A 26,857-nucleotide genomic window follows, 5' to 3' on the forward strand; every position below is an offset into this window, starting at 1 on the left:
AGTCATGGACCGCCGCATTTTCGGGCTGGAGAACGAGTACGGCGTCACGTGTACGTTCAGGGGACAGCGGCGCCTGTCTCCCGACGAGGTGGCGCGGTACCTCTTCCGCCGTGTCGTGTCATGGGGCCGCAGCAGCAATGTCTTTCTGCGGAACGGTGCCCGCCTCTATCTCGACGTGGGATCACATCCGGAATACGCCACACCCGAATGTGACAACGTGACGGAACTCGTCACCCACGACAAAGCCGGCGAGCGCATTCTCGAAGGTCTCCTGGTGGACGCCGAACGACGCCTGCACGAGGAAGGAATCGCAGGCGACGTCTACCTGTTCAAGAACAACACCGACTCGGCCGGCAACTCGTACGGATGCCACGAGAACTACCTGGTGGCGCGCCACGGGGAGTTCTCCCGACTCGCGGACATCCTCATTCCCTTCCTGGTCACGCGGCAGCTTCTGTGCGGTGCCGGCAAGGTGCTGCAGACCCCGCGTGGCGCCGTGTACTGCGTCAGCCAGCGTGCCGAGCACATCTGGGAGGGCGTCAGCTCCGCGACGACCCGCTCCCGGCCCATCATCAACACCCGCGACGAGCCGCACGCCGACGCCGAGCGCTACCGCCGGCTGCACGTCATCGTCGGCGACTCGAACATGTCCGAGACGACCATGCTCCTGAAGGTCGGCGCCACCGACCTGGTACTGCGCATGATCGAGGCCGGCACGGTGATGCGTGACCTCACCCTGGAGAACCCGATCCGGGCGATCCGCGAGGTGAGCCACGACATCACGGGCCGCCGCAAGGTGCGGCTGGCCAGCGGCCGGGAGGCCTCCGCCCTCGAGGTGCAGCGCGAGTACTACGAGAAGGCCGTGGACTTCTGCGAGCGCCGCGGCGTCCGCACGGGCACCGTCGAACAGGTGCTGGAGCTGTGGGGCCGCACGCTCGACTCGATCGAGGCGGAGGACCTCGACCGGATCGGCACCGAGATCGACTGGGTCATGAAGTACAAGCTCATCGAGCGGTACCGGGCCAAGCACAACATGACGATGTCCCACCCGAGGGTCGCTCAGATAGACCTCGCCTACCACGACATCCACCGTCGCCGGGGTCTGTACTACCTGCTGGAGAGGAAGGGACAAGCCGCTCGGATCTGCAACGACTTGAAGATCTTCGAGGGCAAGTCCGTGCCGCCGCAGACCACTCGGGCACGGCTGCGCGGTGACTTCATCCGGCGCGCTCAGGAACAGCGCCGCGACTTCACCGTGGACTGGGTCCACCTCAAGCTCAACGACCAGGCACAGCGCACGGTGTTGTGCAAGGACCCGTTCCGATCGGTCGACGACCGGGTGGAGAAGCTGATCGCCGGAATGTGAGCCGGGTGTTCCGCGAGGGAAGCGGAACGCAACGCGGGGCGCCGTACGTTTTCCGTACGGCGCCCTTCTCACGTCGTAGAGTTGCGCGCACGCCATCAACCATGATCGATCGATACGAGGCCCCCACCGTGCGCCGACGCTCACTCCTCCTTGCCGTACCCGCAGGACTGGTCACTCTCGCCGGATGCGGTGACGACGACAAGTCGGACAAGGCCAAGTCCAGCAGCAGCCCCTCGGCTTCGCCCTCCGCCTCGTCGGCGCCGCCGCCGCCGAAGATCGTCGACGGTCCGCTGCCGGCCATCACGGCCGGCACGAAGTTCGGTGAGAAGCCGACCGTGGCCAAGGGCAGCGGCGACCCGTCGAAGGACCTGGCGGTCAGGACGGCCATCGCGGGCAACGGGGCGACGGTCGCGGAGAACGACTACATCCAGGCCAACTACCTCGGCCAGGTGTGGGACACGGCGAAGGTCTTCGACAACTCCTACGACCGCAAGACGTCGCTGGTCATCCAGCTCGCGCAGGGCAGCATCATCGACGGCTGGCGCTACGGCCTGGTGGGCAAGAAGGCCGGCAGCCGCGTCGAGATGTCCGTCCCGCCGACCTGGGGCTACGGCAAGCAGGGCAACACGCAGGCGGGCATCAAGGGCACCGACACCCTGGTGTTCGTCGTCGACATCGAGAACACGTTCAACGCGAAGAGCTCCGCCAAGGGCAAGAACGTCCCGCAGAGCGACGCGAACCTCCCGAAGGTCGGCACCAACACGGACGGCAAGGCGCCTTCCATCGACGTGCCGAAGACGAAGGCCCCGACGAAGCTGGTGGCGGACTACGTCATCGAGGGCGACGGCGAGGAGGTCAAGGCGGACAGCAGCGTCCTCGTGCAGTACAAGGGCGTCGTGTGGGACGGCGGCAAGGAGTTCGACTCCACCTACAGCCGCGGTCAGCTGACCTCGTTCTCGCTCCAGCAGGTCGTCAAGGGCTGGGCCCAGGGCCTGACGGGAAAGAAGGTCGGCAGCCGCGTCCTCATCGTCATCCCGCCGGCCCTGGGCTACGGCGACAACCCGCCGAGCGGCAGCGGCATCAAGAAGGACTCCACCCTGGTCTTCACGGTGGACATCCTCGCGAAGATGTGACACCGGCGGGGATGCGAGACTGTCGTCGGTGCCTCAGGGGCGCCACGCGAACCAACGCGAACAAGCAGGAGCGAGAGACGTGAGCATCGAGAAGCCCGAGATCGACTTCCCGGGCGGCGAGCCCCCGGCGGACCTCGAGATCAAGGACCTCTGGGAGGGCGACGGCGAGGTCGCCAAGGCCGGGGACTTCGTCAAGGTCCACTATGTGGGCGTGGCCTTCTCCACCGGCGAGGAGTTCGACGCCTCCTGGAACCGCGGCACCCCGCTGGAGTTCCAGCTCGGCGTCGGCCAGGTCATCAGCGGCTGGGACAAGGGCGTGCAGGGCATGAAGGTCGGCGGCCGCCGCCAGCTGACCATCCCCGCGCACCTCGCCTACGGGGACCGCGGCGCCGGCGGCCGGATCGCCCCCGGCGAGACGCTGATCTTCGTCTGCGACCTGGTCGCGGTCTGACACCCGCGCGGGGAGCCACGGTTCCCCGCACGCCGGGGACCGGGTGTCCGGGCCCCGGGAGCACCTCCGGGACCGGATGTTCGCACGGCGCCGCCGTCCGGGGCCGGTGACGGGGCTCGTGGAGCCCTCTCCGCGGTCCGGTGACGGGGCTCACGGAGAGCCGCCGTCCCGGTCCGGTGACCGGTGCCGTGGCCACGGAGTCCACGATTCCGGTCCGATCATCACGGAGATCGCACCACGGTCCGATCTTCGTACGTCGAGTGATCAGGATTCGACCGGATTCGATCACCTGGGGCCCATGCCTGTACGGGCATGGGCCCTCGGCTTTTGCCACGACACTCCGGAGCGGTACGGTCATCGGTCGGAAGCACCATAGGGAAGGGCGTCGATGGCCATTGCCAAGGCCGAGCGGCTGATGAACCTGGCGCTGTGTCTGCTCGGGACACGGCGGCCGCTCAGCAAGCGCGAACTGCGCGATTCCATCGAGGCCTATGTGGAGGCGTTCAGGCCGGGCAGGGGAGCGGCCTCGTCCGACGACTCCTTCAACCGGATGTTCGAACGTGACAAGGACGACCTGCGCGAGCTCGGTCTGGTCATCGAGACCGTGGAGAACCTGGACGGCGAGGTCGGCTACCTCGCCCGGCGCGACAGCAACCGGCTGCCGGCGATCACCCTCGACGCCGAGGAGGCCGCCGCCCTCGGCCTGGCCGCCAAGGTCTGGCAGCAGGCGCGGCTCGCCGGCGCGGCCAGCGGCGCGCTGCAGAAACTGCGCGCCGCGGGGCTGCCCGAGGACGTGGACCCTTACGAGGCCCATGGCGCCCTGGAGCCGCACATCCCCGTGCACGAGGCGGCCTTCGAACCGCTGATGCTGGCCTGCCGCGACCGCCGCCCGGTCGTCTTCGACTACCGCAAGGCCACCGCCGCGCACCCCGAGAGCCGGCAGGTGGAGCCCTGGGCCCTGGAGTGCTGGCGCGGGCACTGGTATCTGGCGGGCTGGGACCGCGACCGCGGGGCCGAGCGCGTCTTCCGGCTCTCCCGGATCACCGGCAAGGTGCGGTCCCGGGCCGGCCGCTACACGGCCGAGGTGCCCGACGTGGTCACCGTGCGCGAGACGGTCGCGGGCTGGGCGGGCGAGATCGCCGACCGGTCCGCGCGCATCCGGCTCCGCACCGGCTCCGGATACCCGCTGCGGGCCAAGGCCGTCTCCGTCCGGGAACGCGGGGACGGGTGGGACGAGTTGGAGATTCCGTACGGGCACGGTCTGGACGCCTGGCTCGTCGAGTTCGGGCCCGACGTCGTCGTCCTGGAACCCGCCGAGCTGCGGGCCGACGTGGTCGACCGGCTGCGCGCCGTGGCCAAGGGCTGAGGGGGAACGCAGAAAAGTGGCAGGAAAACCGGCCAGGCCCACGAACGCGATCGACCAGACCCGGCGGATGCTCTCCCTGGTGACCTATCTGCGCGAGCGTCCCGGGGCGCGCGTCGGCGACGTCGCCCGTGCCTTCGGGATCACCGAGGACGAACTGATCTCCGACCTCGACGTGCTGCCGCTGTGCGGGACGAGCTTCCGCGGCGGCGACCTGCTCGACATCGACACCGACGGCGACCGCATCTGGTGGCACAACCCGGACGACGTCGCCGCGCCGCTGCGCATCGCCGCCGACGAGGCCACCGCGCTGCTGGTGGCCGCCCGCGCGGTCTCCACCCTCCCCGGACTGCGGGAGGGCGACCGTCAGGCGCTGCTGCGGGCCACCGCCAAGGTGGAGGCCGCCTCGGGGGAGGCGGCGGGCGCCAGCTCGCGGCTCTCGGTGACCTTCGAGTCGGAGGGCGGGGTCTTCGCGGACGTCGACCGGGCGATCTCCGAGCGGCGCCGGCTGTGGATCCGCTACTACTCGCCCTCGCGCGACGAGCTCACCGAACGCGAGATCGACCCGATCCGCCTGGTCAGCGTGGGCCACACCTACGTCGAGGCCTGGTGCCGCCGCTCCGAGGCGCGCCGTACCTTCCGGCTCGACCGGGTCGCCGAGATCCGTATCCTCGACGAGCCGTCCGCGCCGCCGGAGGTCGAGCTGAGGGACCTGTCCGAGGGGCTGGTGCAGCCCGCCGCCGAGGATCCCGAGGTGGTGGTCGAGGTCGGGCCCGGCGGGCGCTGGGTCGCGGAGTACTACCCCCACGACAGCGCGGATGAACTGCCGGACGGCGGTCTGCGTATCACTCTGCGGACTCCCGACCCCGCGTCGCTGCGGCGGCTGGCTCTGCGCCTCGGCCGCGACGGCCGGATCGTGTCGCCGCCCGAGCTGGCGGACAGCGCGCGGCAGGCGGCCCGTGAGGCGCTGGCGGCCTACGACGGGCTCGACGGGGACGGAGCCCGGGACCGACCGCACGACAGGCAGGAGCAGGGGCTTTGACCAGGTCGACGATGTCCGGTGGGCCGGAGAGGGCCGGTGTCACGGAGCGGGCGGGCAGGCCGGAGCGAGCCGGGGCGGGGGCGAAGGCCGCCGCGTCGCCCGGCGCCGCCGAGATGACGGTGGTCGGCGCGTTCGCCGGGATGCGCCGGGTGGCCGACGTCCTCTTCAAGGCGGGCTGCCCCGACTGCCGGGCGCGACTGGAGCTCCGGGCGAACGCCCTGATGCTGGCCATCGGCGCCTCCAGCCGGACCACGTTCTACTCCTTCACCTGCACCGAGTGCGGCGCCGCGGTCCGCAAACCCGCGGGCGAGCGGATCGTCGAGCTGCTGACCGGAGGCGGGGTGCGGACGCTGCGCCTGCACTCGACGCTCTAGGCTCGCCCCATGTTCTGGCCGATGTGCGCGATCGCTGTGGGTTTCCTCGGAATGACCGTTCTCGGCGTGCTCGCCGTCCGGGTCTTCCTGGAGGCGGAACGTCTGGGACGGCAGGTGACGGACTCCGCGCGCCGTATCAACAGGGCGGCCGACGACCTAGAGCGGGCGACGGCCGGTGCCGTCCGCTCCGTGGACGGGCTGTGACCCGCCGGGGATCCGGTAAGAGTCGTTCCAGGGTTACGCAATGCGGCATTCGAGCCTGTCAACTTGCCAGTGCGGACAGGTACGCTTCTGATCGCGGCCCGAAGAACGAGGCGCGGACCGCGACCGGGAGTACGCACAGGGATTGCCTCGCGTTCACCCCTGAGCGTTACGATCGCTGTCACACGACGATCGGACACATGTCCGACCGATCGGGCAGTACCCCGCCCCTGCAGCCTCGGTGAGAAGGTAAAGACTTATGTTCGGAAGGCTCGGAGCTCCCGAGATCATTCTCATCCTCGTCGTCATCATCCTGCTGTTCGGCGCGAAGAAGCTTCCGGACATGGCGCGCTCCCTCGGCAAGTCCGCCCGCATCCTGAAGAGCGAGGCCAAGGCCATGAAGGACGAGGGCAGCAACCCCGCCCCGGCCGGCCCGCCCAGCACCGACGAGCAGACCCCGGCACCGCGCACCATCCAGGCCGCGCCCGGCGACGTGACCAGCGCCCGTCCGGTCGGTGAGCCCACGGACACGACCAAGCGCTGACGCAGGGCCGGTGACCTCCGGCCCGCCGCACGAGATGGGAACGTGGGTTGCTGAAGCCTGCCCGCAACAAGGAGAAGGATCCCGAGGGGCGGATGCCTCTCGCGGAGCACCTTCGCGAGCTCCGTAACCGGCTCGCGAAGGCGGTGCTGGCGATCGTCGTGGTCACGGTCGTCGCAGCCTTCTTCTACAACGACATCGTGAACTTCGTCACCAAGCCGGTGCTGGACTCGGTCGGCTGCGGCAAGAACTTCGAGGAGCTCGCGAGGTCCTCGGACAAGACCCAGTGCGCCGCCATCACGATCAACGGCCTGCTGACCCCCTTCACGCTCGCGCTGAAGGTGTCGCTCATGGCCGGCGTCGTGTTCGCCTCGCCGGTCTGGCTCTACCAGCTGTGGGGCTTCGTCGCCCCCGGCCTGCACAAGCACGAGAAGAAGTACGCGCTCGCCTTCGTCGGCACCGGCGTCCCGCTCTTCCTCGGCGGCGCCTTCTTCGCGTACAAGGTGCTGCCCACCACGGCGAAGGTCCTGATCGGCTTCACGCCGAACGATGTCAACAACCTGCTGCCGCTGGACGACCTCCTCGACCTGGTCACCCGCATGGTGCTGGTCTTCGGTCTCTCCTTCGAGCTGCCGCTGCTGCTGGTCATGCTCAACCTCACCGGCATCCTCACCGGCAGGCGCATGCTCGGCTGGTGGCGGGCGATGATCATGGGCATCACGGTCTTCGCGGCCATCGCCACCCCCAGCACCGACCCGCTGACCATGCTGGCGCTCGCCGTGCCGATCTGGATCCTGTACTTCGGCGCGGTCGTCTTCTCGCTCCTCAACGACCGGCGCAAACGCCGCCGTGAGGCCGAGGGCCCCGACGACGACGAGGCCTCCGAGCTGGACCTCACCCCCGAGGACATCGGCGAGGTCGAAGCCGTGTCGGCCGGCAGGGCGCTGCCCGAGCAGACGGCTCCGGACCGGGTCAACGGTTATGACGACGTGACCTGACAAGGAGCGAAGATCTCGTAGGGTCAGGGCCGTGACCAGCGAGATCACCCTCTTCGTCAACCCCACCGCAGGGCGCGGCCGGGGCGCCCGCGCGGCGCAGCCGGCCGCTTCCGCTCTGCGGGCGGCGGGATTCTCCGTCCGGACGGTGCTCGGGGAGAACGCGGCCGACGCGCTCTCCCGCGCGCGTGACGCCGTCGGGCAGGGAACCGGCGCCCTGATAGCCGTCGGCGGCGACGGCATGGCGAACCTGGCCCTGCAGGCCGTCGCCGGGACCCGCACGCCGCTCGGCCTGGTCGCCGCCGGCACCGGGAACGACTTCGCGCGCGCCCTGGGCCTGCCGGTGGGCGACCCGGCCGCCGCCGGACGGCAGATCGCCGAGTCCCTCAAGGGCGCCCGGCTCCGGGACGTCGACCTGGGCCGGGTGAACGGCACCTGGTTCGGCACCGTCCTCGCCTCCGGCTTCGACTCCCGGGTCAACGACCGCGGCAACCGCATGCACCGGCCCTCCGGGCGCCTCAAGTACGACCTGGCGATGCTCGCCGAACTGGCCGCCTTCCGGCCGGTCAATTACCGGATGACCCTGGACGACGGCGGGACCCGCGAGATCGAGGCGACCCTCGTCGCGGTCGGCAACGGGTCCTCGTACGGCGGCGGCATGAGGATCTGCGCGGACGCCGACCTCGGCGACGGGCTGTTCGACATCACCGTCGTCGGGCCGTGCACCCGCAGGACGCTGCTCAAGGTGTTCCCGAAGGTGTACCGGGGCACCCATCTGTCGCACCCCGTGGTGACCGTGCACCGGGCGGCCCGCGTCGAACTCGTCGCCGACGGCCTCACCGGGTACGCGGACGGGGAACCGCTGGGGCCGCTGCCGCTCACGGCGCGGTGCGTGCCGGGCGCGGTACGGGTGGCCGTTCCCTGAGCTGCGGGGACCCGGGGTTTCACCGGCACGGATCCGGATATTGATCGTCCTGTTGTCAGTGGCTGCCGGTAGTCTCGAATGCACGATGACAGAGGACCTCTCACCGGCCGAGCGGTACGCGGCAGCACGGAAGCGCGCTGTCGAGCAGGCCACCGCGCTCGCCTCCTTCCGCGAGATGTACGACTTCGGCCTCGACCCCTTCCAGATCGAGGCCTGCCGGGCGCTCGAGGCGGGCAAGGGTGTGCTCGTCGCCGCGCCCACCGGCTCCGGCAAGACGATCGTCGGCGAGTTCGCCGTCCACCTCGCCCTCGGGCAGGGCAAGAAGTGCTTCTACACGACACCGATCAAGGCGCTGTCGAACCAGAAGTACGCCGACCTCTCCCGCCGTTACGGCGCGGACAAGGTCGGTCTCCTCACCGGGGACAACAGCGTCAACTCCGACGCCCCGGTGGTCGTCATGACCACCGAGGTGCTGCGCAACATGCTGTACGCGGGCTCGCAGACCCTGCTGGGCCTCGGATACGTGGTCATGGACGAGGTGCACTACCTCTCCGACCGCTTCCGCGGCGCCGTCTGGGAGGAAGTGATCATCCACCTGCCCGCCTCGGTCACGCTCGTCTCGCTCTCGGCGACCGTGTCGAACGCGGAGGAGTTCGGGGACTGGCTGGACACCGTGCGCGGCGACACCGAGGTGATCGTCTCCGAGCACCGCCCGGTGCCCCTGTTCCAGCACGTGCTCGCCGGACGCCGGATGTACGACCTCTTCGAGGAGGGCGAGGGCCACAAGAAGGCGGTCAACCCCGACCTCACCCGGCTGGCCCGCATGGAGGCGAGCCGTCCGTCGTACCAGGACCGCAAACGCGGGCGCGCCATGCGCGAGGCCGACCGCGAGCGCGAACGGCGCCAGCGCTCACGGATCTGGACACCGGGCCGCCCCGAGGTCATCGAACGGCTCGACGCCGAGGGCCTGCTGCCCGCGATCACCTTCATCTTCAGCCGAGCCGCCTGTGAGGCCGCCGTCCAGCAGTGCCTGTACGCGGGCCTCCGTCTCAACGACGAGGAGGCGCGTGTGAAGGTGCGCGAGATCGTCGAGCGGCGCACGGACTCGATCCCGCCCGAGGACCTGCACGTCCTCGGCTACTACGAGTGGCTGGAAGGTCTGGAGCGGGGCATCGCGGCCCACCACGCCGGCATGCTGCCGACGTTCAAGGAGGTCGTCGAGGAGCTCTTCGTCCGCGGCCTGGTGAAGGCCGTGTTCGCCACCGAGACCCTCGCGCTCGGCATCAACATGCCCGCCCGCTCGGTGGTGCTGGAGAAGCTCGTCAAGTGGAACGGCGAGCAGCACGCCGACATCACGCCCGGCGAGTACACCCAGCTGACCGGCCGTGCGGGACGCCGGGGCATCGACATCGAGGGCCACGCCGTGGTGCTGTGGCAGCGCGGCTTCAGCCCCGACCACCTGGCGGGGCTGGCGGGCACCCGCACGTACCCGCTGCGCTCCAGCTTCAAGCCGTCGTACAACATGGCGGTGAACCTGGTCGAGCAGTTCGGACGGCACCGCTCCCGCGAGCTTCTGGAGACCTCCTTCGCGCAGTTCCAGGCCGACAAGTCGGTCGTCGGCATCTCCCGGCAGGTGCAGCGCAACGAGGAGGGGCTCGAGGGCTACAAGGAGTCGATGACCTGCCACCTCGGCGACTTCGAGGAGTACGCGCGGCTGCGCCGCGAGCTCAAGGACCGCGAGACCGAACTCGCCAAGCAGGGCGCGGCACATCGTCGCGCCGAGGCGGCCGTCGCGCTGGAGAAGCTCAAGCCGGGCGACATCATCCACGTCCCGACCGGCAAGTTCGCCGGCCTGGCGCTGGTGCTCGACCCCGGGCTGCCCGCGGGCCGGTCCAACGGCCACCGCGGGTTCGAGCAGCACGACGGCCCGCGCCCGCTGGTGCTCACCGCCGAACGCCAGGTCAAGCGGCTGGCCTCGATGGACTTCCCGGTGCCGGTGGAGGCGCTGGAGCGGATGCGTATCCCGAAGTCCTTCAACCCGCGCTCCCCGCAGTCCCGTCGCGACCTCGCGTCCGCCCTGCGCACCAAGGCCGGGCACATCGTCCCCGACCGGCTGCGCAAGAGGCGCTCCGAGGCGGCCGACGACCGCGAGATCGCGCGGCTGCGCACGGCGATCCGCGCCCACCCCTGCCACGGTTGCAACGACCGCGAGGACCACGCCCGTTGGGCCGAGCGCTACCACCGGCTGCTGCGCGACACCTCCCAGCTGGAGCGCCGTATCGAGGGCCGTACGAACACCATCGCCCGCACCTTCGACCGCATCGTCGCCCTGCTCACCGAACTGGACTACCTGCGCGGCGACGAGGCCACCGAACACGGCAGGCGGCTGGCGCGTCTCTACGGCGAACTCGACCTGCTCGCCAGCGAATGCCTGCGGGCCGGCGTCTGGGAGGGGCTGAACCCCGCCGAACTCGCCGCGTGCGTCTCCGCGTTGGTCTACGAGTCGCGGGTCGGCGACGACGCGATGGCGCCGAAGCTGCCCTCCGGCAAGGCCAAGGCCGCGCTGGGTGAGATGGTCCGTATCTGGGGCCGGCTGGACTCCCTGGAGGAGGACTTCCGGATCACCCAGTCCGAGGGAGTGGGCCAGCGCGAGCCGGATCTAGGCTTCGCCTGGGCCGCCTACGAGTGGGCCTCCGGCAAGGGGCTCGACGAGGTGCTGCGCGAGGCGGAGATGCCGGCCGGCGACTTCGTCCGGTGGTGCAAGCAGGTCATCGACGTGCTGGGACAGATCTCGGCCGCCGCGCCCGTCTCCGGCGGAGAGGGCTCGACGGTCGCGAAGAACGCGCGCAAGGCGGTCGACGCCCTGCTGCGCGGAGTGGTCGCGTACTCGTCGGTGGGCTGATCCGAGCCGGTTCCTCCCGTGATGCGCCGCCCCGGTACCGGGGCGGCGCACTTCTCGTACGGCGGTACGGTCCGCGGGGTCGGCACGGCGACGGACCGTCGCCGCGCCGGGCCGCGGCCGTGCCGCCGGGTGACCGTGCGGCACGGCGGCGGGGGAACTCGCCGCCGTGTGGCCGTGGTGCCCCGCTGACACGCCGGCCGTCCGGGACCGCGACGACCACCGGCGTCAGTCGCGTGACCGCAGATAGGCCCGCCAGCCGCCGTACGCCGTGATGTCCTCGGCGCCCTCCAGCGCGGCGGGCTCGCACAGGAAGCCGGGGACGTGCGTGCCGTCGGCCAGCTCGACCCGGCCCAGCGTCATCGGGCGGGGCAGGTCGGCGAGCAGCCGTCCGAGCCCCTCGGCGGGCAGCCGCCACACCTCCGCCTCGACGCTCGCCCCGCCGGCGCCGGTGCGGACCAGGCCCGGCTTGGGGGGTGTGGTGGCCAGGGCGTGCAGCCGGTAATCGGCCGCCGTCGCCGTCGTGCGCTCCCACTCGGCGCCCAGGGCGAGGAGCTGCGGGTTCAGAGGCTGGCCCGACAGATGGGCGCCGACCACGGCGACGCGGGTCCACGGCCGCAGCAGGGCGGCGATCCGCGCGAGCCGCTCGTCGGTGAACGCGGGGCCGATCAGCATCACGCCGAAGGGCAGCCCGTCCACGGTGCCCGCCGGAACGGCGACCGCGGCCTGGTCGAAGAGGTTGGTGGAGTTGGTGAAACGCCCCAGCCGGGCGTTGGCGCCCAGCGGATCGGCGGCGACCTCCGCCGACGTCGGGTGGCCCGGCGCGGTCGGCAGCAGCAGGGCGTCCGCGTCGCCGAGCCCGGCATCGGCCCGCAGGCGCAGCGCGGCCAGCCGGTCCTGGTCGGCGAAGAGCCGGTGGGCCGGCACCTCCCGGGCACGGGTGATGATCCCCGCGACGACCGGGTCGAGACCCGCACCCCCTTCGGCGATCAACTTGTCGACAAAACTCCCCACCGCGGAGTAGCGCTCGGCGACGAACGCGCCCTCGTAGAGCATCGCGGCGGCCTCGGTGAACGGCGTGAGATCGATCGTGCGCACCTCCGCCCCGGCCGCGACGAGCCGCGCCACGGCGGCCTCGTACGCCTCCGCCCAGCCCGCGTCCAGCTCACCGAGCTGTGCGGTCGAGGGGACGGCCACCCGCCAGGGGCCGGGGGCACGCTGGGGGAGCGCCGGCAGCGGGCGCCCGGACGGTCGGCCCAGGTGGGCGAGGGCCCGTTCGGCCTCCGGGAGCGTCCGGGCGAAGACGGTCACGCAGTCCAGGGAGGCACAGGCCGGGACGACACCGGTGGTCGGGACCAGACCCCGGGTCGGCTTGAGGCCGACGATGCCGTTGAAGGCGGCGGGCACCCGGCCGGAACCGGCGGTGTCGGTGCCGAGGGCGAGGTCGACCAGGCCCAGCGCGACCGCCACCGCCGATCCCGAGCTGGAGCCACCGCTGACGCGCTCCGGGTCGAGGGCGTTGCGCACGGCGCCGTACGGGGAACGGGTGCCGACCAGACCGGTGGCGAACTGGTCCAGGTTCGTGGTGCCCAGGACGAGGGCGCCGGCCGCGCGCAGGCGGGCGACCGCGGGGGCGTCCTCCTCCGGGAGGTACGCGTACGCCGGGCAGCCCGCCGTGGTCGGCAGGCCCGCCACGTCGATGTTGCCCTTCACGGCGAGGAGCCGCCCGGCGAGGGGGAGGGGCTCACCCGCGGCGACACGGGAGTCGAGGGCCTCGGCCTCCTCCTCCACCTCGGCCCGCGGGCGCAGGCCGATCCAGATCTCGGGGCGGTCGACCGCCTCCATTCGGGCGTAGGCCGACTGCACTCGGGCGAGGGCGGACATGGGGTGCTCCTTGATCGTCGGGCCGGTCGGTTCCGTCTGTTCCGCCCGTGCCGTCGGTTCCGCCGGGCCCGCGGCATCGGGCTCGGCGGTCGCATCGGCGTCGGCGGGGGCGATCGCCGGGTCAGGTGGCGGGAGCCAGGACCACCAGGGCCGTGCCCGCCTCCACCTGGGCGCCCGGCCTGGTGAGGACCTGTCGTACGACTCCGTCCATCGGGGCGGACACCCTCGACTCCATCTTCATCGCCTCCAGCGCCAGCAGGGGCTGGCCGGCGGTGACACGGTCGCCCGGCTCGACGTTCAGCTGCCACACGGACGCGGCGAACTCGGCCTCGACGAGCCGGCCGCCTGCCGGGACGGTGACCTCGGCGGCCGGGGGCGCGGGTACGGCGGCGGCGTCCGCCCGGGCGAACTCGCCCGCCGCCTCCCAGGCGTCCCGCTCGGCGCCGAACGCGGTGCTCTGCCGGGCCCGGAACCGCGCGATCGACTCGGCGTGATCGTCGAGGAACTCTTCGTAGGCCGCGAGGGAGAACTCGCCCTCCTCGATCCGGGGCACGAACCGCCCCGAGACGATGTCCGCGCGCAGACCGAGGAGTTCGTCGGGCTCCACGGCGTACCACTTGATCCGGTCGAAGAACCGCAGCAGCCAGGGCGAGCCCGGTTCGAAGGCGCCGCGCTGCTGCCACGCCGACCACACCTGGGTGGTCCGGCCCACGAACTGGTAGCCGCCCGGACCCTCCATGCCGTAGACGCAGAGGTACGCGCCGCCGATGCCGACGGAGTTCTCGGCGGTCCAGGTCCGTGCCGGGTTGTACTTGGTGGTGACCAGACGGTGCCGCGGGTCCAGCGGGGTCGCGACCGGCGCGCCCAGGTACACGTCGCCCAGGCCCAGGACCAGGTACTCCGCGTCGAAGACGGTGCGGTACACGTCGTCCACGGAGTCCAGACCGTTCACCCGGCGGATGAACTCGATGTTCCACGGGCACCAGGGGGCGTCGTCGCGGACCCCGGCCATGTAGCGGTCGACGGCCTCGCGGGTCGCCGGGTCGTCCCAGGACAACGGGAGGTGCACGGTCCGGGAGGGCACCACGAGCCGGTCGGTCGGCGGCAGCGCGCGGACCGTCTCCCGCACTGCGGCGAGCAGCGCGCGCTGCGGGAGTCTGCGCGGATCGGCCTGGATCTGCAGGGATCGGATGCCGGGGGTCAGATCGGTGACGCCGTCGAGGCCGGCCGCGGCCACCGCCTCCATCAGGGCGTGGACCCGCATGCGCAGCGCGAGGTCCAGCCGCATGGGCCCGAACTCGACCAGCAGGTTGTCGTCGCCGCTGCGGCGGAACGTCACGTCGCCGTCCCGGGCCAGCACCCCGCCGTCCACGACCGCGGCCCGCTCCGAGCCGTCGTCGGCGAGCGGCGCGAAGCGCACGGTGTCACCGGGGCGGAGCTGGCCGAGTTTCCAGCGCTCCGTGCTCACGACCGTCGCGGGGCAGACGAAGCCGCCGAGCGAGGGCCCGTCCGGGCCGAGCAGCACCGGCATGTCACCGGTGTAGTCGACGGCGCCCACCGAGTACGGCGTGTCGTGGATGTTGGACGGGTGCAGGCCCGCCTCGCCGCCGTCGGTCCGCGCCCAGCGGGGCTTGGGACCGATCAGGCGCACACCGGTGCGCGCCGAGTTGAAGTGCACCTTCCAGTCGGCCGCGTAGAAGTCGTGGATGTCGTCCTCGGTGAAGAACTCCGGTGCCGCGTGCGGGCCTTCGAGCGCGCCGACCCGCCACTCGGAGGTGAAGGAGGGCCGGTCGGCGAGCGGCACGGGTGCCGTCGCGCCGGTGACCGAGCCACCGTGCAGCACGTCCCCCGTCCGCAGCGCCCGTCCGCCGTGTCCGCCGAACCGGCCCAGGGTGAAGGTGGCGGCGCTGCCGAGGAACGCCGGGACGTCCAGGCCGCCGCCGGCGAAGAGGACGTAGGTGCGCAGGCCGTGCCCGGTGGGCGCGCCGACCTCCAGCACCGCTCCCGCGGGCACCGTCACCGGCTCCCACCGGGCGACCGCCGTGCCGTCCACGGTGACCGGCGCGGGGGCACCGGTGACACAGACCGTGACGGCGTGCGTGAAGCGCAGGGCGGGCCCCCGCAGGGTGCACTCCAGGCCGGGCGCCCCTTCGTCGTTGCCGAGGGCGCGGTTGCCCAGCCGGAAGGACAGGTCGTCCATCGGACCGCACGGCGGCACGCCCACCTGCCAGTGGCCGGTACGGCCCGGCCAGTCCTGGACCGTGGTGAGGGTTCCGCCGGAGACCACCTCGACGCGGGGCGTGGGATCGCCGATCCCGGCCAGCGTCGCCGTGGAGTGCGCCGCCCGGCGGAAGGCAGGGTCGCCGAGCGCGGCCCGTACCAGTCCCAGGTTGGTCTCGACGCCGTCGACCCGGGTCCGCGCCAGCGCCTCGTCCAGCCGCGCCAGGGCGTGCGCGCGGTCCGGACCGTACGCGACGACCTTCGCCAGCATGGGGTCGTACGCGGTGGTCACCTCGGTGCCCGTCTCCACCCAGCCGTCCACCCGGACACCGGCGGGGAACTCGACCCGGGTCAGCAGGCCCGCGCTCGGCCGGTGGGCGCGCGAGGGGTCCTCGGCGTAGAGCCGGGCCTCCACGGCGTGACCGCGCGGCGCCCCAGGGTCCCGTACGACCTCCGTCTCACCGCGTGCGAGCCGCAGCATCCAGGCGACGAGGTCGATCCCGTAGATCTCCTCGGTGACCGGATGCTCCACCTGGAGGCGGGTGTTGACCTCCAGGAAGTACGCCTCCTCGCGCGCCGCGTCGTACACGAACTCGACCGTGCCGGCCGAGCGGTACCCGACACTCGCGCACAGGTCGCGGGCGCTGGAGGCGAGACGGTCCCGCACCTCCGCCGGGAGCCCGGGGGCCGGGGCCTCCTCGACGACCTTCTGGTTGCGGCGCTGGAGCGAACAGTCGCGGTCGCCGAGGGTGACGACGCGTCCCCGGCCGTCGCCGAACACCTGCACCTCCACATGGCGCGCGTCCTCGATCAGGCGCTCCAGGAAGACCCCTGCGGACGTGAAGGACGCGGCGGCGACCCGCTGCACGCGCTCCCAGGCCTCGCCCAGTTCGCCGGCGGAGCGGCACGCGGACATGCCGATGCCGCCCCCGCCGCCGGTGGCCTTGAGCATCACGGGGTACCCGATACGTCCCGCCGCGTCCAGGGCTTCCCGGAGTCCGGCCAGCAGGCCCGTCCCCGGGGCCAGCGGGACGCCGGCGGCCTCGGCGGCCGCCCGCGCGGTGTGCTTCGCCCCGAACAGCTCCAGCTGCCGGGGGGTCGGTCCCACGAAGACGATCCCGGCGTCCTCGCAGCGCCGGGCGAAGGCCGCGTCCTCGGAGAGGAAGCCGTAGCCGGGATGGATCGCGCCCGCGCCGGTGTCCTTGGCCGCCTTCAGGACGAGGTCGGTGTCGAGGTACGACTCCTTCGCGGCGGCCGGGCCCAGCCGGACGGCCTCGTCGGCGAGCCGGACGTGCGGTGCCGAGCGGTCGGCGTCCGAGTACACCGCGACCGTACGGAGCCCGAGTTCGCGTGCGGTACGGATGATCCGGACCGCGATCTCGCCCCGGTTGGCGATCAGCAGGGTGTCGAAGGTCATGACGGGGTCCCGACGGTCATCCGCACGGCGGTCGGTTCGAAGCCGTTGCAGGGGTTGTTGATCTGGGGGCAGTTGGAGACCAGGACGAGCACGTCGCGTTCGGCGCGGAGGGTGAGGGCGAGACCCGGGGCGGAGAGACCGTCGACGATGCCGAGGGTGCCGTCCCGCTCGACCGGCACGTTCATGTACCAGTTGACGTTGGAGACGAGGTCGCGCTTGCCGAGTCCGTGCCGGGCGCCTTGGGCGAGGAAGTTGTCCACACAGGCGTGCTGCGCCCAGGTGTGGTGGCCGTAGCGCAGCGTGTTCGACTCCTTGGAGCAGGCGCCGCCGACCGTGTCGTGCCGGCCGACGTCGTCGGACACCACGGTCATCAGGGGTGTGTGCTCACCGGACATCAGCACGCTGCCCGTGGTCAGGAAGATGTTCCCCTGCGCCTGGATCGTGTCGGGCGCGCTGTAGCGGACGGACAGGTCGTGGGCGTCGTACGCGAGGAAGTCGACGGCCTGGTTGCCGTGCAGGTCCGTGATGGTGAGGGTGTCGCCCGCGCGGACGACGGACGACCAGGCGGCGCGGGCGGGGACCACGGTCGTGGCGGTGCCCGTGCCCGTGCTTGTGCTCGTGCTTGTGCGCGAGTCCGTGCCCGTGCCCGTGCCCGTGCCGGTGTCGGTTCCCGGGTCCGCGTTCATGCGCGCCCCCTCGCGGCGAGGAACTCCACGGTGTTCTGGAAGGCGCGGCGGCCCTCGGGCGTCGCCTCCCACAGCGGGTCGCCCGGTTCGGTGGGCGCCGACCGCCAGGCGAGCACTTCGAGGGCGGTACTGGTGTAGGCGGGGCGCGGGTCGAGGGGGTGCGGCACGTTCGCGATCAGCACGGTGACGTCCTGCTCGGCGCGGAACGTCACACTGCCGCCGGGCCCCGCCGAACCCGTGAAGTCCACAGCGCCGTCGTCGCGCACCGCCACGCCCTGGAAGAAGGAGAGCGAGGGAGGGAGGTCGCGTGGGCCGAGGCCGTTCTTGGCGGCGGCCAGCTTGAACAGCTCACGTCCCGCGGGGGAGGCGGAGTGCGCGGCCCCGTCGCCGTAGCGCCGCGTGTTGCGTACGAGGGTGGAGGTGCCGCACAGGGCGTCGTGCCGCCCGGAGGTGTCGGCGGTGAGCGAGGCGAGCACCCGCCCCTGGTCGGAGAGGAGCAACTGGCCCTCGCCCAGGTACGCGTTCCACTGGACCTTGACCGTGTCCGCCACGTTCAGGCGCTCCCAGGGACGGTCGGCGGCGTACAGCAGGAGGTGCGCGCACGCATCGCCGCGCAGGTCGGTCAGCCGGAGCTCGGTGCCCCGGGCCAGCACCCGGTGCGTGTAGCCGCCGCCGGCCACCGTCTCCGCCCACACCAGCCGGCCGGCCTCGCACGGCGGCGAGGGCCAGGTGCGCGCCGGGACCACGGGCATGGCCTCCGTGCGGGTGCCCTCCTGGGCGCGGGCGTGGTCGCGTGCTCCGTACGTGGTCGCTGTCGCCATCGCGGTCCTCCGGCTCCGGGGTGATTTCTGTCGCCCGACAGAAATTAGGAGCGCCGGAGTTCGGTGCCGTGTCCCGCGCGTTGCCGCCCGGTTACCGATCCCTCACCCGAGCACTCGCCGGCCGAGCGACGGGCGAGCGGCGCGGTCCCGGCCGGTGGTGAGGCGGACGGGAGCGGCGCGGACCCGGCCGGTCGTGCGGCGCGGTCGGCCTCTGGCGGGGCGGGATCGGGCACCGGCGGGGTGAGATCGGGCACCGGCGCCGTGTGCGAGGATCGAACGCATGGGAGGCGCCGGTGGACGACGGGTCGGCCGGCCGCGTGCGACGCAGCGGCCGGAGAGCGGTCTGTCGCCGCGTGACGAACTGCTCCTCGCGGCCGCGGAGTTGTTCACGACGCGCGGGTACGCGGCGACGACCACCCGGGCCGTCGCGGAGCGGGCGGGCATGCGCCAGGCGTCGATGTACCACTACGTCTCCGGCAAGGAGGAACTGCTCGCCGCCCTCCTGGAGTCCACGGTCACGCCCTCGCTGGCCCTCGCCCGGAAGCTCCTCGCCGACTGCGCGGACGACGCGGCCGCGCCGGAGGGCCGGCTGTGGGAGCTGTGCCGCTCCGACGTGGAACTGCTCTGTGGTGGCCCGCACAACCTCGGCGGCCTGTACCTGCTGCCTGAGGTGCGTGCCGAGCGCTTCGCCGGATTCCATGCCGTGCGGGCCGAACTTAAGGACACCTACCGTCAGTTGCTCGCCGCGACGGTCGTGGGCGGCGCACTGGCGAAGAGTGAGCTCGATCTGCGGACGGATCTGTTGTTCGGGCTCATCGAAGGGGTGATTCTCGTCCGCCGCTCCGACCCGGACCGGGCCGTGTCCGCGTTCGCCGAAGCCACCGCCGACGCGGCACTGCGGATCGCCGGAATCTGACCTGACGCCCGGTGGGGCGGGGGTTTCCGGTCGTCCGTGCGCTGTTACGCAGGGTGTGCGAGTGAAGCCGGAGCGTGCAAAAGAGCCGAGGGTACTCCTGTCGCGCGGGCGATTTCAGGTGCTTGCCGAATATGACACGGCGATGATCCGGTCGGACTAAGCTCGCCCGCAGCGCACCGAGTTGAGATGTAATCGTGCGCTTGTTCCCAAAAGTTCCGAAGACTCGGTTTGACCACGCAGTTTTCCCCCACGAACTTCCCCCCGACCCCCAGCCGATCTGTCTCAGAGGGCATACATGGTGAGTGTTCAATCGCCTCCCGGTGGCCGTGAACTTCCCTACGCGCGCGTCCTGTTGCTGCCGGCCATACTGATGGCCGCGATGACCGGGACCGCCGTCGCACTGGTGACGAGCGCGGCCAGGCCCGCCGTCGGCTGGTGCGGCGCCGTCGCGACGCTGCTCGTCCTCGCGGTCGGGGCGGAAGCCGTGCGCCGTGGCCGCGACACCCGTGACCTGCGCGCCGAACTCGCCCGTAGCACCGCGTACTTCGAGCAGCGCATCGCCTCCCATGACGAGCAGTTCGTGCGACTGCGCGCCGAGGTCCTGCCGGTCGCGCTCCGCCGGATGCGGGGCGGCGTCAACCCCGAGGACGTGGCCCGCGACTTCGGCCCCGGCAAGGGCGACACGTACGAACTCACCCCGGCGCAGCGGGACCTGCTCGGCGCGGTGCTCAAGGTCGTGGACGACGAGGACCTGCTGCGCGACTCCTCCCAGCGCTCCTTCGTCAACATCGCCCGCCGCGTCCAGGCGATCGTCCACCAGCAGAACAAGGAACTCCGCGAGATGGAGGAGGACCACGGGCGCAACCCCGAGGTCTTCGACGACCTGCTGCGCATCGACCACGGCACCGCGCTGATCGGCCGCCTCGCCGACTCCATCGCCGTGCTCGGCGGCGGCCGTCCGGGACGCAACTGGCCCGAGCCCGTACCGCTGTTCAGCGTGATGCGCGGCGCCATGTCCCGGATCCTGGAGTACCGCCGCATCGAGCTGCACTCCATCGCCGACGTCGCCGTCAACGGCATCCACGTCGAACCGGTCATCCACGCCGTCGCCGAACTCCTCGACAACGCGACGCGCTACTCGCCGCCGACCACCAAGGTGCACCTCACCGCCCTCGTCGTGCAGACCGGCGTCGCCATCGAGATCGAGGACTCCGGCGTCAGCTTCAGCGACGAGGCCCGCGGGAAGATCGAGGAACTGCTGCGGCAGGCCGCGGCCGGTGTCGACCTCAACATCCTCGGCGAGGCCCCGCGGCTCGGCATGGCCGTCGTCGGGCGGCTCTCGAAGATGTACGACATGAAGATCTCGCTCCGCCAGTCCGCGTACGGCGGGGTACGCGCCGTCATCGTCGTGCCGAGCAACATGCTCACCAAGGACCCCGCCCCCGGCCTCGCGCACGGCATCGGCGTGAACGCGGTCCCGACGATGGACACCGACGGCGTCGAGGGGCCCAAGCGCAAACCGAAGAAGCGCCGGCCGACCACCGGACCCCGTATCCCGTCGCCGCACGACGGCTCCCAGGACGACGACGCCCCGGTGGTCACCGAGTGGACGGCGGGCGGCCTGCCGCAGCGGCGCAGCAGGGTCAAGGTCCCGCTCAGCCAGCGGATCGCCGAGGCGCGGGCCGCCGAACTGGCCGCCGAGGCCGCGGCCGCCGCGGCGCCCTGGGCCGCCGCGCCCGCCCCGAAGGAGGAGGAGGAGCCCCCGCCGGGGCTGTGGGTCGAGGCGTTCATGGAAGGCCTCAAGGGCGATCCCGACCCGACCGCATTCACCCAGAGCCATCAGCCGGCCCCCGCTGATGTCGACGACGAGGGGGACCTCAAGTGATCCAGCAGCGAGGCAACTTCGACTGGATGCTCAAGGATCTGGCCGACGGCGTTCCGGGCATCCAGCAGATCGTGGTGCTCTCCGCCGACGGGCTGCGCATCGCCCGCTACGGCGGCGACCCCGACGCCGCCGACCGCGTCGCCGCCGCCTGCGCCGGACTCCAGAGCCTGGCCGGAGCCGTCGCCGGCGAGATCCCCCGCAGCGACGGCACCATGCGGATGGTCATCATCGAGATCAACGGCGGCTACTTCTACCTCATGTCCGCCGGGGCCAACGCCTATCTCGCGGTCCTCGCCAACCAGACCGCGGAGCCCGGTCTGATGAGCAACCGCATGCGTGATCTCGTCGCCCGGATCGGCGCGCACCTCACCAGCCCGCCGCGCCGCAACGGGCAGACCGTATGACTCCTCCGCAACGCCGCCGGCGCCACCCCACGCAAGAGCCCCGTGAGGTCCCCCAGGGCAGCCCTCCGCACGAAGCGCCCGCCGCGGAGGGAAGCCCTCCGGAGGGCCAGGAGCAGGACCCCAAGATCCCCGGGCGCCTGTACGTGCTCACCGGCGGGGGCGAGGGCGGCGACCGGGCCGACCTCGACCTCGTCACCCTGATCGTCGCGCGTGCCGACCCTCCGGCACCCACCACGCAGCCCGAGCAGTCGGTGCTGCTGAGGCTCTGCAAGGCCCCCCTGTCCGTGGCCGAGCTCTCGGCCTATCTCAATCTGCCGTTCAGCGTGGTGACCGTCCTGCTCACCGAGCTGCTGACGGCCGAACTGGTACAGGCGCGCGCCCCGATCGTCCGCTCGGCGCTGCCCGACCGTTCCCTCCTCGAAGCGGTGATGCATGGACTTCAAAAGCTCTGACACGATCACCGGCCCGCGCGCCGAGGACCACCTCCCGCACACGGCGACCGCCGCGGTGAAGATCGTGATCGTGGGCGGGTTCGGGGTCGGCAAGACGACCATGGTGGGTGCCGTCAGCGAGATCAAGCCGCTGACCACCGAGGAGACCATGACGCAGGCCGGCATCGGCATCGACGACAACTACGGCTCCGAGACCAAGACGGCCACCACCGTGGCCATGGACTTCGGCCGCATCAGCATCACCGAACAACTGGTGCTGTACCTCTTCGGCACCCCGGGCCAGGAGCGCTTCTGGTTCCTGTGGAACGGCCTCTTCGAGGGCGCGCTCGGCGCGGTCGTACTGATCGACACCCGCCGCCTCGAAGTCAGCTTCGACGTGATCGGCCGCCTGGAGGAACGCGGTGTGCCCTTCGTCGTCGCCATGAACGACTTCCCCGACGCGCCCACCTATCCGATGGAGGACCTGCGCGCCGCGCTCGACCTCTCGGAGGAGATCCCGATCGTGAAGTGCGACGCACGCCGCCGGGCCTCCAGCCGCGACGTCCTGATGACGCTGATGCGTTTCCTGCACTCGCTGACGATGTCCTCCGCTTCCTCCGCGTCGTCCTCGCGGACCTGACGCCCTCCGCGTCTCCCCGTCCTTCCCGCACGCCCCATCCCCTCCAAGACACCGGACCCAATCCAGTTTCGGAGCGATCATCGTGACGCCTGAACCCCACTCACCGGCCGGTACGGACGACCTCACACTCGACCCGCCGCCGGGCTGCCCCGCCCACGGCCGAGGACCCGGCGGACTCCACCGGCTCCACGGCCCCGAGGCGGACGACCTGGGAGCCCTGTACGAGGAACTCCGCGACGAGCACGGTGCGGTGGCCCCCGTACTGCTCCACAACGACGTGCCGATCTGGGTGGTGCTCGGCCACGCCGAGAACCTGCACATGGTGAGCACCCCCACCCACTTCTCCCGGGACAGCCGGCTGTGGAGCGCCGTCAAGGACGGAACCGCAGGCCCCGACCACCCGCTCGCGCCGCACATCGCCTGGCAGCCCATCTGCTCCCACGCCGAGGGCGACGAGCACCTGCGGCTGCGCGGCGCGGTCATGGGCGCCATGTCGACCATCAACCACCGCACCATCCGGCGGCACATCAAACGGGCGGCGCAGATCCTGGTCAACCGCTTCTGCGAGAAGGGCCGGGCCGACCTGGTCGGCCAGTACGCCGAGCACCTCCCGATGGCCGTGCTCTGCCAGATCCTCGGCATGCCCGACGAGTACGACGACCGCCTGGTGCAGGCCACCCGCGACCTGCTCAAGGGCACCGAGACCGCGGTCGCCAGCAACGAGTACGTCATGAACATCCTGATCCGGCACACCGCCCGCCGCCGCAACCAGCCCGGGGACGACTTCACCGGCCATCTCATCGACCACCCCGCCGGGCTCACCGACGACGAGGTCGCCCAGCACCTGCGCCTGGTACTGCTGGCCGCGTACGAGGCCACGGCCAACCTGCTCGCCAACGTGATCCGCGTGGTGCTCATCGACCCGCGCTTCCGCGCCCGTCTGAACGGCGGGCAGATGACCGTCCCCGAGGCGGTCGAGCAGTCGCTCTGGAACGAGCCTCCGTTCAGCGCCGTCCTCGGCTACTTCGCCAAACAGGACACCGAGCTGGGCGGCCGGACCATCCGGCGCGGCGACGGCCTGATCCTCGGCATCGCGCCGGGCAACATCGACCCTCGGGTCCGTCCCGACCTCAAGGCCGACATGATGGGCAACCGCTCCCACCTCGCCTTCGGCGGCGGACCCCACGAGTGCCCCGGACAGGACATCGGACGCGCCATCGCCGACGTCGGCGTCGAGGAGCTGCTGATGCTGCTGCCCGATGTCGAACTCCACTGTGACGAGGATGAGTTGCGCTGGCGTTCGTCGATGTCCTCGCGCCACCTGGTGGAGCTTCCCGTCTACTTCGAGCCGCGCCCGCCGGAAGACGTGAAAGACGTGACGGCCGCCTCGCCGGTCCCGCCGCCGCCCTGGCAGGCCGGCACGGACCAGCCGGCCGCGTCCGCACAGCGGCCCCACCCGTTCCCGCCGACGACGGCACCCACACCGCCGCCGGCGGCACCGGCGGCACCCGTGCCCGCCCGCCCGGCCGGGGCCTGGCAGCGCTTCCTGGCCTGGTGGCGCGGCTACTGAGGACGCGGCCCGGGCTCCCGGCTACCGCGCCCAGTCCTCGTGCGCGGACCAGGCCTGCAGCTCCCGCCCGCTCACGAACCGGTGCGTCAGCCCCGTGACCGGATCGGTGAACTCCAGCTTTCGAGCCAGCAGTTGGAGCGGACGCCGGAAGTCACCGGCCGGCACGGGGCCGGTCACCACCGGATAGAGCGGATCGCCGAGGATCGGGACGCCCAGCGTGTTCATGTGCACCCGCAGCTGATGCGTCTGCCCGGTCCGTGGAACCAGCCGGTAGCGGCCCAACCCGTCCCGTCGGTCGCGGAGTTCGACCCCGCTCACCGCGTTCGGCTCACCGGCCACCTCCCGCGCGGCAAGCAACCCGCGCTCCTTCACGATCCGGCTGCGGACCGTGCGCGGCAGCGTGAGCCCTGCGTCGTACGGGGCCACCGCCTCGTACTCCTTGGCGACGAGCCGGTCGCGGAACAGCGACTGGTAGGCACCGCGTTCCTCGGGACGCACGGTGAACAGCACGAGGCCGGCGGTGAGTCGGTCGAGGCGGTGCGCCGCGCCGAGCGCCGGGATGCCCAGCTCCCGCCGCAGCCGGGCGAGCACCGTCTCGGCGACGTGGCTGCCGCGCGGTGTGGTGGCGAGGAAGTGGGGCTTGTCGGCCACCACGATGTGCGCGTCGCGGTACACGACGTCGACGGCGAACGGCACCCGTTCCTCGTCGGGCAGCTCCCGGTGGAACCACACGAACATCCCCGGTGCGTACGGGGTGGAGGGCTCCACCGGCCGCCCGTCCGCCCGTACGACCAGCCCGTCCGCGACCATCCCGTCGATCACCCCGGGCCCCGCCACGAGCCGTTCCGCCAGGTACTCCCGCACGGTGACCCACTCCCCGGGATGCGGCAGTCTTACGCGCACGGGGTCGACGCCGTCGCGCTGCGGCAGCGGGGAGGGGGGAATCCTGGGCTTGCGTCTCACCCGTCAAGCCTACGGGCGGTGGCGCGGCCGCCCGGCGGCGCCACCGCCGGGCTCAGGCGTACGAGGGCGGCGCGGCCTCCGCCGCCTCGGCCGGTGCCGTCCGCGCCCGGTACGCCCGGTAGGCCGCACCCGCCAGCAGGGTCGCCCCCAGGAAGAGCACGGTGAACCACTGGAAGTACCAGTGCCCGCCCGTCGGGTCGTACACCGCGGCACGCGGCCAGGCGAGGTCGACGCTCATGAGGAGACCGTAGACGAGGGCGACCGCGTTGACCGGGACGCCCCAGCGGCCCATCGAGAAGAGCGGTGCGCCCGTCTCGTCGGTCCCGTCCGCGGTGAACCCGCCGCGCAGCCGTCGCACCAGCATCGGCCCGGTCACCGTCGCGTAGGCCAGGTACAGCATCACGATGCAGGTGGTGCCGATCGCCAGAAAGGCCTCCGGGGAGGCGAAGTTCAGCAGCAGCAGGGCGGCGGAGAGGACACCGACGGTGAGCGCGGGGACGCTCGGCACACCGGTGCGCGGGTCGACCTTCGCGAGCCGGCCGGAGAAGGGGAGCCGGCCGTCCCGGGCCATCGAGAAGAGCATGCGGCAGGCGGCCGTCTGGATCGCCAGCGTCGCCACCGCGACGGCCACCACCACATCGGCGAGCAGCACCCGGCCCACGCCGTCCCCGAGACTGCTGGTCAGTACATAACTCAGGCCGTCCACGCCCAGGTGCCCGTCGGTGAGGCTGGGCGCCGCCAGCAGGCCGCCGAGCACGATCAGTCCGCCGAGCAGCCCCGCCGCACCGAGAGCGGTGAGGATCGTACGCGGCGCGGTGCGTCGAGGGTTGTGCGTCTCCTCGCTCATCTCGCCCGCGCTGTCGAACCCGATCATCACGTAGGCCGCCGTGAACGCGCCCACCGCCAGGGCCCCGAACAGGCCCGATCCGCCCTCACCGGAGTGGAAGGTGATGCCGGGGGAGCGCTCGGAGTGGGTGAACAGCAGGACGATGATCAGCACGGCGCCGATGATCTCGGCGGTGACGCCTACCCGGTTGACCACCGACATCACCCGGTTGTCGACCATGTTCACCAGCGTGGTCAGGACGAGCAGGACGACACCGAGGACCGCCGCGTTCGCAGCTCCGTCCGGACTGGTCGGCGCCGGATCGTGGCCCACCAGCTGGAAGCCGGACCAGATCGCGGGCAGCACCATCTGCAGGGCGAGGGCCGCCGCGGCGACCACGACGATCTGCCCGATCACCATGATCCAGCCGGCGAACCACCCGAAGGAGGGGTTCGACAGACGCGAGGACCACTGGTAGATCGCGCCCGAGAGCGGATAGCGCGCGGCCAGTTCGGCGAAGCAGGCGGCGACCGCCAACTGGCCCAGCAGGACGGCCGGCCAGGTCCAGAAGAAGACCGGGCCGCCGAACGCGTACCCGAAGGCGAAGAACTGGAAGACGGTCGTCAGCACCGAGATGAAGGAGAATCCGGCGGCGAACGAGGCGTACCGGCCGAGGCTGCGATGCAGTTCCTGGCGGTACCCGAACGAGGTGAGCGAGCTGTCGTCGGGGGAGCGGGGCGGGTCGGGGCGGACGTCGGAGGGGGCGGTGGTGGTCACGATGGCACCTGCCTTCGGCGCGGATTCCTGTCGGGTGACAGAAATTAGGGAGACCCTGTTTCGCTCGCGTGACGCGGTCGTGTCCGGGTCGCGCCGAAGTGCTCACGCCCCCGTCGCGGAGACGGGG

At 71.7% G+C, this 26,857-nt stretch carries 23 protein-coding genes; 17 read left to right on the forward strand and 6 right to left on the reverse strand.

From position 1 onward, the window contains the following. Positions 1–4: 4 nt before the first annotated feature. The 11 genes from pafA to OG776_RS32415 all read left to right on the forward strand — a co-directional run bounded on the left by pafA (position 5) and on the right by OG776_RS32415 (position 11,293). Positions 5–1,366, forward strand: a complete 1,362-nt coding sequence (gene pafA, locus OG776_RS32365) for a Pup--protein ligase (RefSeq protein WP_148007695.1) — start codon at positions 5–7, stop codon at positions 1,364–1,366. 128 nt (positions 1,367–1,494) lie between these two features. Continuing rightward, the gene (locus OG776_RS32370) at positions 1,495–2,499 is read left to right on the forward strand and encodes an FKBP-type peptidyl-prolyl cis-trans isomerase (RefSeq protein WP_329323790.1); all 1,005 of its coding nucleotides are present in this window, start codon (positions 1,495–1,497) and stop codon (positions 2,497–2,499) included. 79 nt (positions 2,500–2,578) lie between these two features. After that, positions 2,579–2,950, forward strand: a complete 372-nt coding sequence (locus OG776_RS32375) for an FKBP-type peptidyl-prolyl cis-trans isomerase (RefSeq protein ID WP_148007696.1) — start codon at positions 2,579–2,581, stop codon at positions 2,948–2,950. A 388-nt stretch (positions 2,951–3,338) separates the two neighbouring features. Then, positions 3,339–4,316 (forward strand): helix-turn-helix transcriptional regulator, encoded by a 978-nt coding sequence (locus tag OG776_RS32380; protein WP_148007697.1) that lies wholly within the window; start codon positions 3,339–3,341, stop codon positions 4,314–4,316. A 16-nt stretch (positions 4,317–4,332) separates the two neighbouring features. After that, a complete protein-coding gene (locus tag OG776_RS32385) occupies positions 4,333–5,355 on the forward strand; it encodes a helix-turn-helix transcriptional regulator (RefSeq protein WP_329322964.1) in 1,023 nt (340 codons plus the stop codon). Between the two features lie 113 nt (positions 5,356–5,468). Beyond that, entirely contained in the window at positions 5,469–5,729 is a 261-nt protein-coding gene (locus OG776_RS32390; RefSeq protein WP_148008133.1) for a hypothetical protein, read from the forward strand. A 9-nt stretch (positions 5,730–5,738) separates the two neighbouring features. Then, positions 5,739–5,933 carry a hypothetical protein gene (locus tag OG776_RS32395; RefSeq protein ID WP_148007699.1) on the forward strand — a complete coding sequence of 65 codons (195 nt, stop codon included), beginning with the start codon at positions 5,739–5,741 and terminating at the stop codon, positions 5,931–5,933. Positions 5,934–6,189: 256 nt separating this feature from the next. After that, complete coding sequence (gene tatA, locus OG776_RS32400) at positions 6,190–6,474, forward strand: Sec-independent protein translocase subunit TatA (protein WP_148007700.1); 285 nt, start codon at positions 6,190–6,192, stop codon at positions 6,472–6,474. A 47-nt stretch (positions 6,475–6,521) separates the two neighbouring features. Next, a complete protein-coding gene (gene tatC / locus OG776_RS32405) occupies positions 6,522–7,469 on the forward strand; it encodes a twin-arginine translocase subunit TatC (protein WP_261994399.1) in 948 nt (315 codons plus the stop codon). Between the two features lie 31 nt (positions 7,470–7,500). Then, positions 7,501–8,391 carry a diacylglycerol kinase gene (locus OG776_RS32410; RefSeq protein ID WP_148007701.1) on the forward strand — a complete coding sequence of 297 codons (891 nt, stop codon included), beginning with the start codon at positions 7,501–7,503 and terminating at the stop codon, positions 8,389–8,391. 40 nt (positions 8,392–8,431) lie between these two features. Further along, positions 8,432–11,293: a DEAD/DEAH box helicase gene (locus OG776_RS32415; RefSeq protein ID WP_329322965.1), complete on the forward strand. Its 2,862-nt coding sequence runs from the start codon at positions 8,432–8,434 to the stop codon at positions 11,291–11,293. Positions 11,294–11,518: 225 nt separating this feature from the next. Here OG776_RS32415 and atzF read toward each other — a convergent pair whose 3' ends face one another. The 4 genes from atzF to OG776_RS32435 form a co-directional block, all read right to left on the reverse strand. Continuing rightward, positions 11,519–13,174: an allophanate hydrolase gene (gene atzF, locus OG776_RS32420; RefSeq protein WP_148007703.1), complete on the reverse strand. Its 1,656-nt coding sequence runs from the start codon at positions 13,172–13,174 to the stop codon at positions 11,519–11,521. 121 nt (positions 13,175–13,295) lie between these two features. Then, a complete protein-coding gene (locus OG776_RS32425; RefSeq protein ID WP_148007704.1) occupies positions 13,296–16,811 on the reverse strand; it encodes a 5-oxoprolinase/urea amidolyase family protein in 3,516 nt (1,171 codons plus the stop codon). Further along, positions 16,808–17,497 (reverse strand): urea amidolyase associated protein UAAP2, encoded by a 690-nt coding sequence (locus tag OG776_RS32430; protein ID WP_261994400.1) that lies wholly within the window; start codon positions 17,495–17,497, stop codon positions 16,808–16,810. The genes OG776_RS32425 and OG776_RS32430 overlap by 4 nt, the downstream gene beginning before the upstream one ends. After that, positions 17,494–18,318 carry an urea amidolyase associated protein UAAP1 gene (locus tag OG776_RS32435; protein WP_148007705.1) on the reverse strand — a complete coding sequence of 275 codons (825 nt, stop codon included), beginning with the start codon at positions 18,316–18,318 and terminating at the stop codon, positions 17,494–17,496. The genes OG776_RS32430 and OG776_RS32435 overlap by 4 nt, the downstream gene beginning before the upstream one ends. A 280-nt stretch (positions 18,319–18,598) precedes the next feature. Between OG776_RS32435 and OG776_RS32440 the strand changes: the two genes are divergently transcribed. The 6 genes from OG776_RS32440 (at position 18,599) to OG776_RS32465 (ending at position 24,164) form a co-directional block, all read left to right on the forward strand. Next, entirely contained in the window at positions 18,599–19,234 is a 636-nt protein-coding gene (locus tag OG776_RS32440) for a TetR/AcrR family transcriptional regulator (RefSeq protein ID WP_148007706.1), read from the forward strand. A 295-nt stretch (positions 19,235–19,529) separates the two neighbouring features. Then, a complete protein-coding gene (locus tag OG776_RS32445) occupies positions 19,530–21,119 on the forward strand; it encodes a sensor histidine kinase (RefSeq protein WP_148007707.1) in 1,590 nt (529 codons plus the stop codon). Then, the gene (locus tag OG776_RS32450; protein ID WP_148007708.1) at positions 21,116–21,523 is read left to right on the forward strand and encodes a roadblock/LC7 domain-containing protein; all 408 of its coding nucleotides are present in this window, start codon (positions 21,116–21,118) and stop codon (positions 21,521–21,523) included. Before OG776_RS32445 ends, OG776_RS32450 begins: the two co-directional genes overlap by 4 nt. Then, on the forward strand, positions 21,520–21,975 hold the full coding sequence (locus OG776_RS32455) for a DUF742 domain-containing protein (protein ID WP_148007709.1): 456 nt from the start codon (positions 21,520–21,522) through the stop codon (positions 21,973–21,975). The genes OG776_RS32450 and OG776_RS32455 overlap by 4 nt, the downstream gene beginning before the upstream one ends. Beyond that, complete coding sequence (locus tag OG776_RS32460) at positions 21,956–22,594, forward strand: GTP-binding protein (protein WP_148007710.1); 639 nt, start codon at positions 21,956–21,958, stop codon at positions 22,592–22,594. The genes OG776_RS32455 and OG776_RS32460 overlap by 20 nt, the downstream gene beginning before the upstream one ends. Before the next feature lie 82 nt (positions 22,595–22,676). Continuing rightward, on the forward strand, positions 22,677–24,164 hold the full coding sequence (locus OG776_RS32465; protein WP_329322966.1) for a cytochrome P450: 1,488 nt from the start codon (positions 22,677–22,679) through the stop codon (positions 24,162–24,164). A gap of 21 nt (positions 24,165–24,185) precedes the next feature. Here OG776_RS32465 and OG776_RS32470 read toward each other — a convergent pair whose 3' ends face one another. Next, positions 24,186–25,127, reverse strand: a complete 942-nt coding sequence (locus OG776_RS32470; RefSeq protein WP_329322967.1) for an RluA family pseudouridine synthase — start codon at positions 25,125–25,127, stop codon at positions 24,186–24,188. Positions 25,128–25,179: 52 nt separating this feature from the next. After that, positions 25,180–26,730: an amino acid permease gene (locus OG776_RS32475; RefSeq protein WP_329322968.1), complete on the reverse strand. Its 1,551-nt coding sequence runs from the start codon at positions 26,728–26,730 to the stop codon at positions 25,180–25,182. Between the last annotated feature and the right edge of the window lie 127 nt (positions 26,731–26,857).

The organism is Streptomyces sp. NBC_01689, assembly GCF_036250675.1.
Taxonomy (GTDB): domain Bacteria; phylum Actinomycetota; class Actinomycetes; order Streptomycetales; family Streptomycetaceae; genus Streptomyces.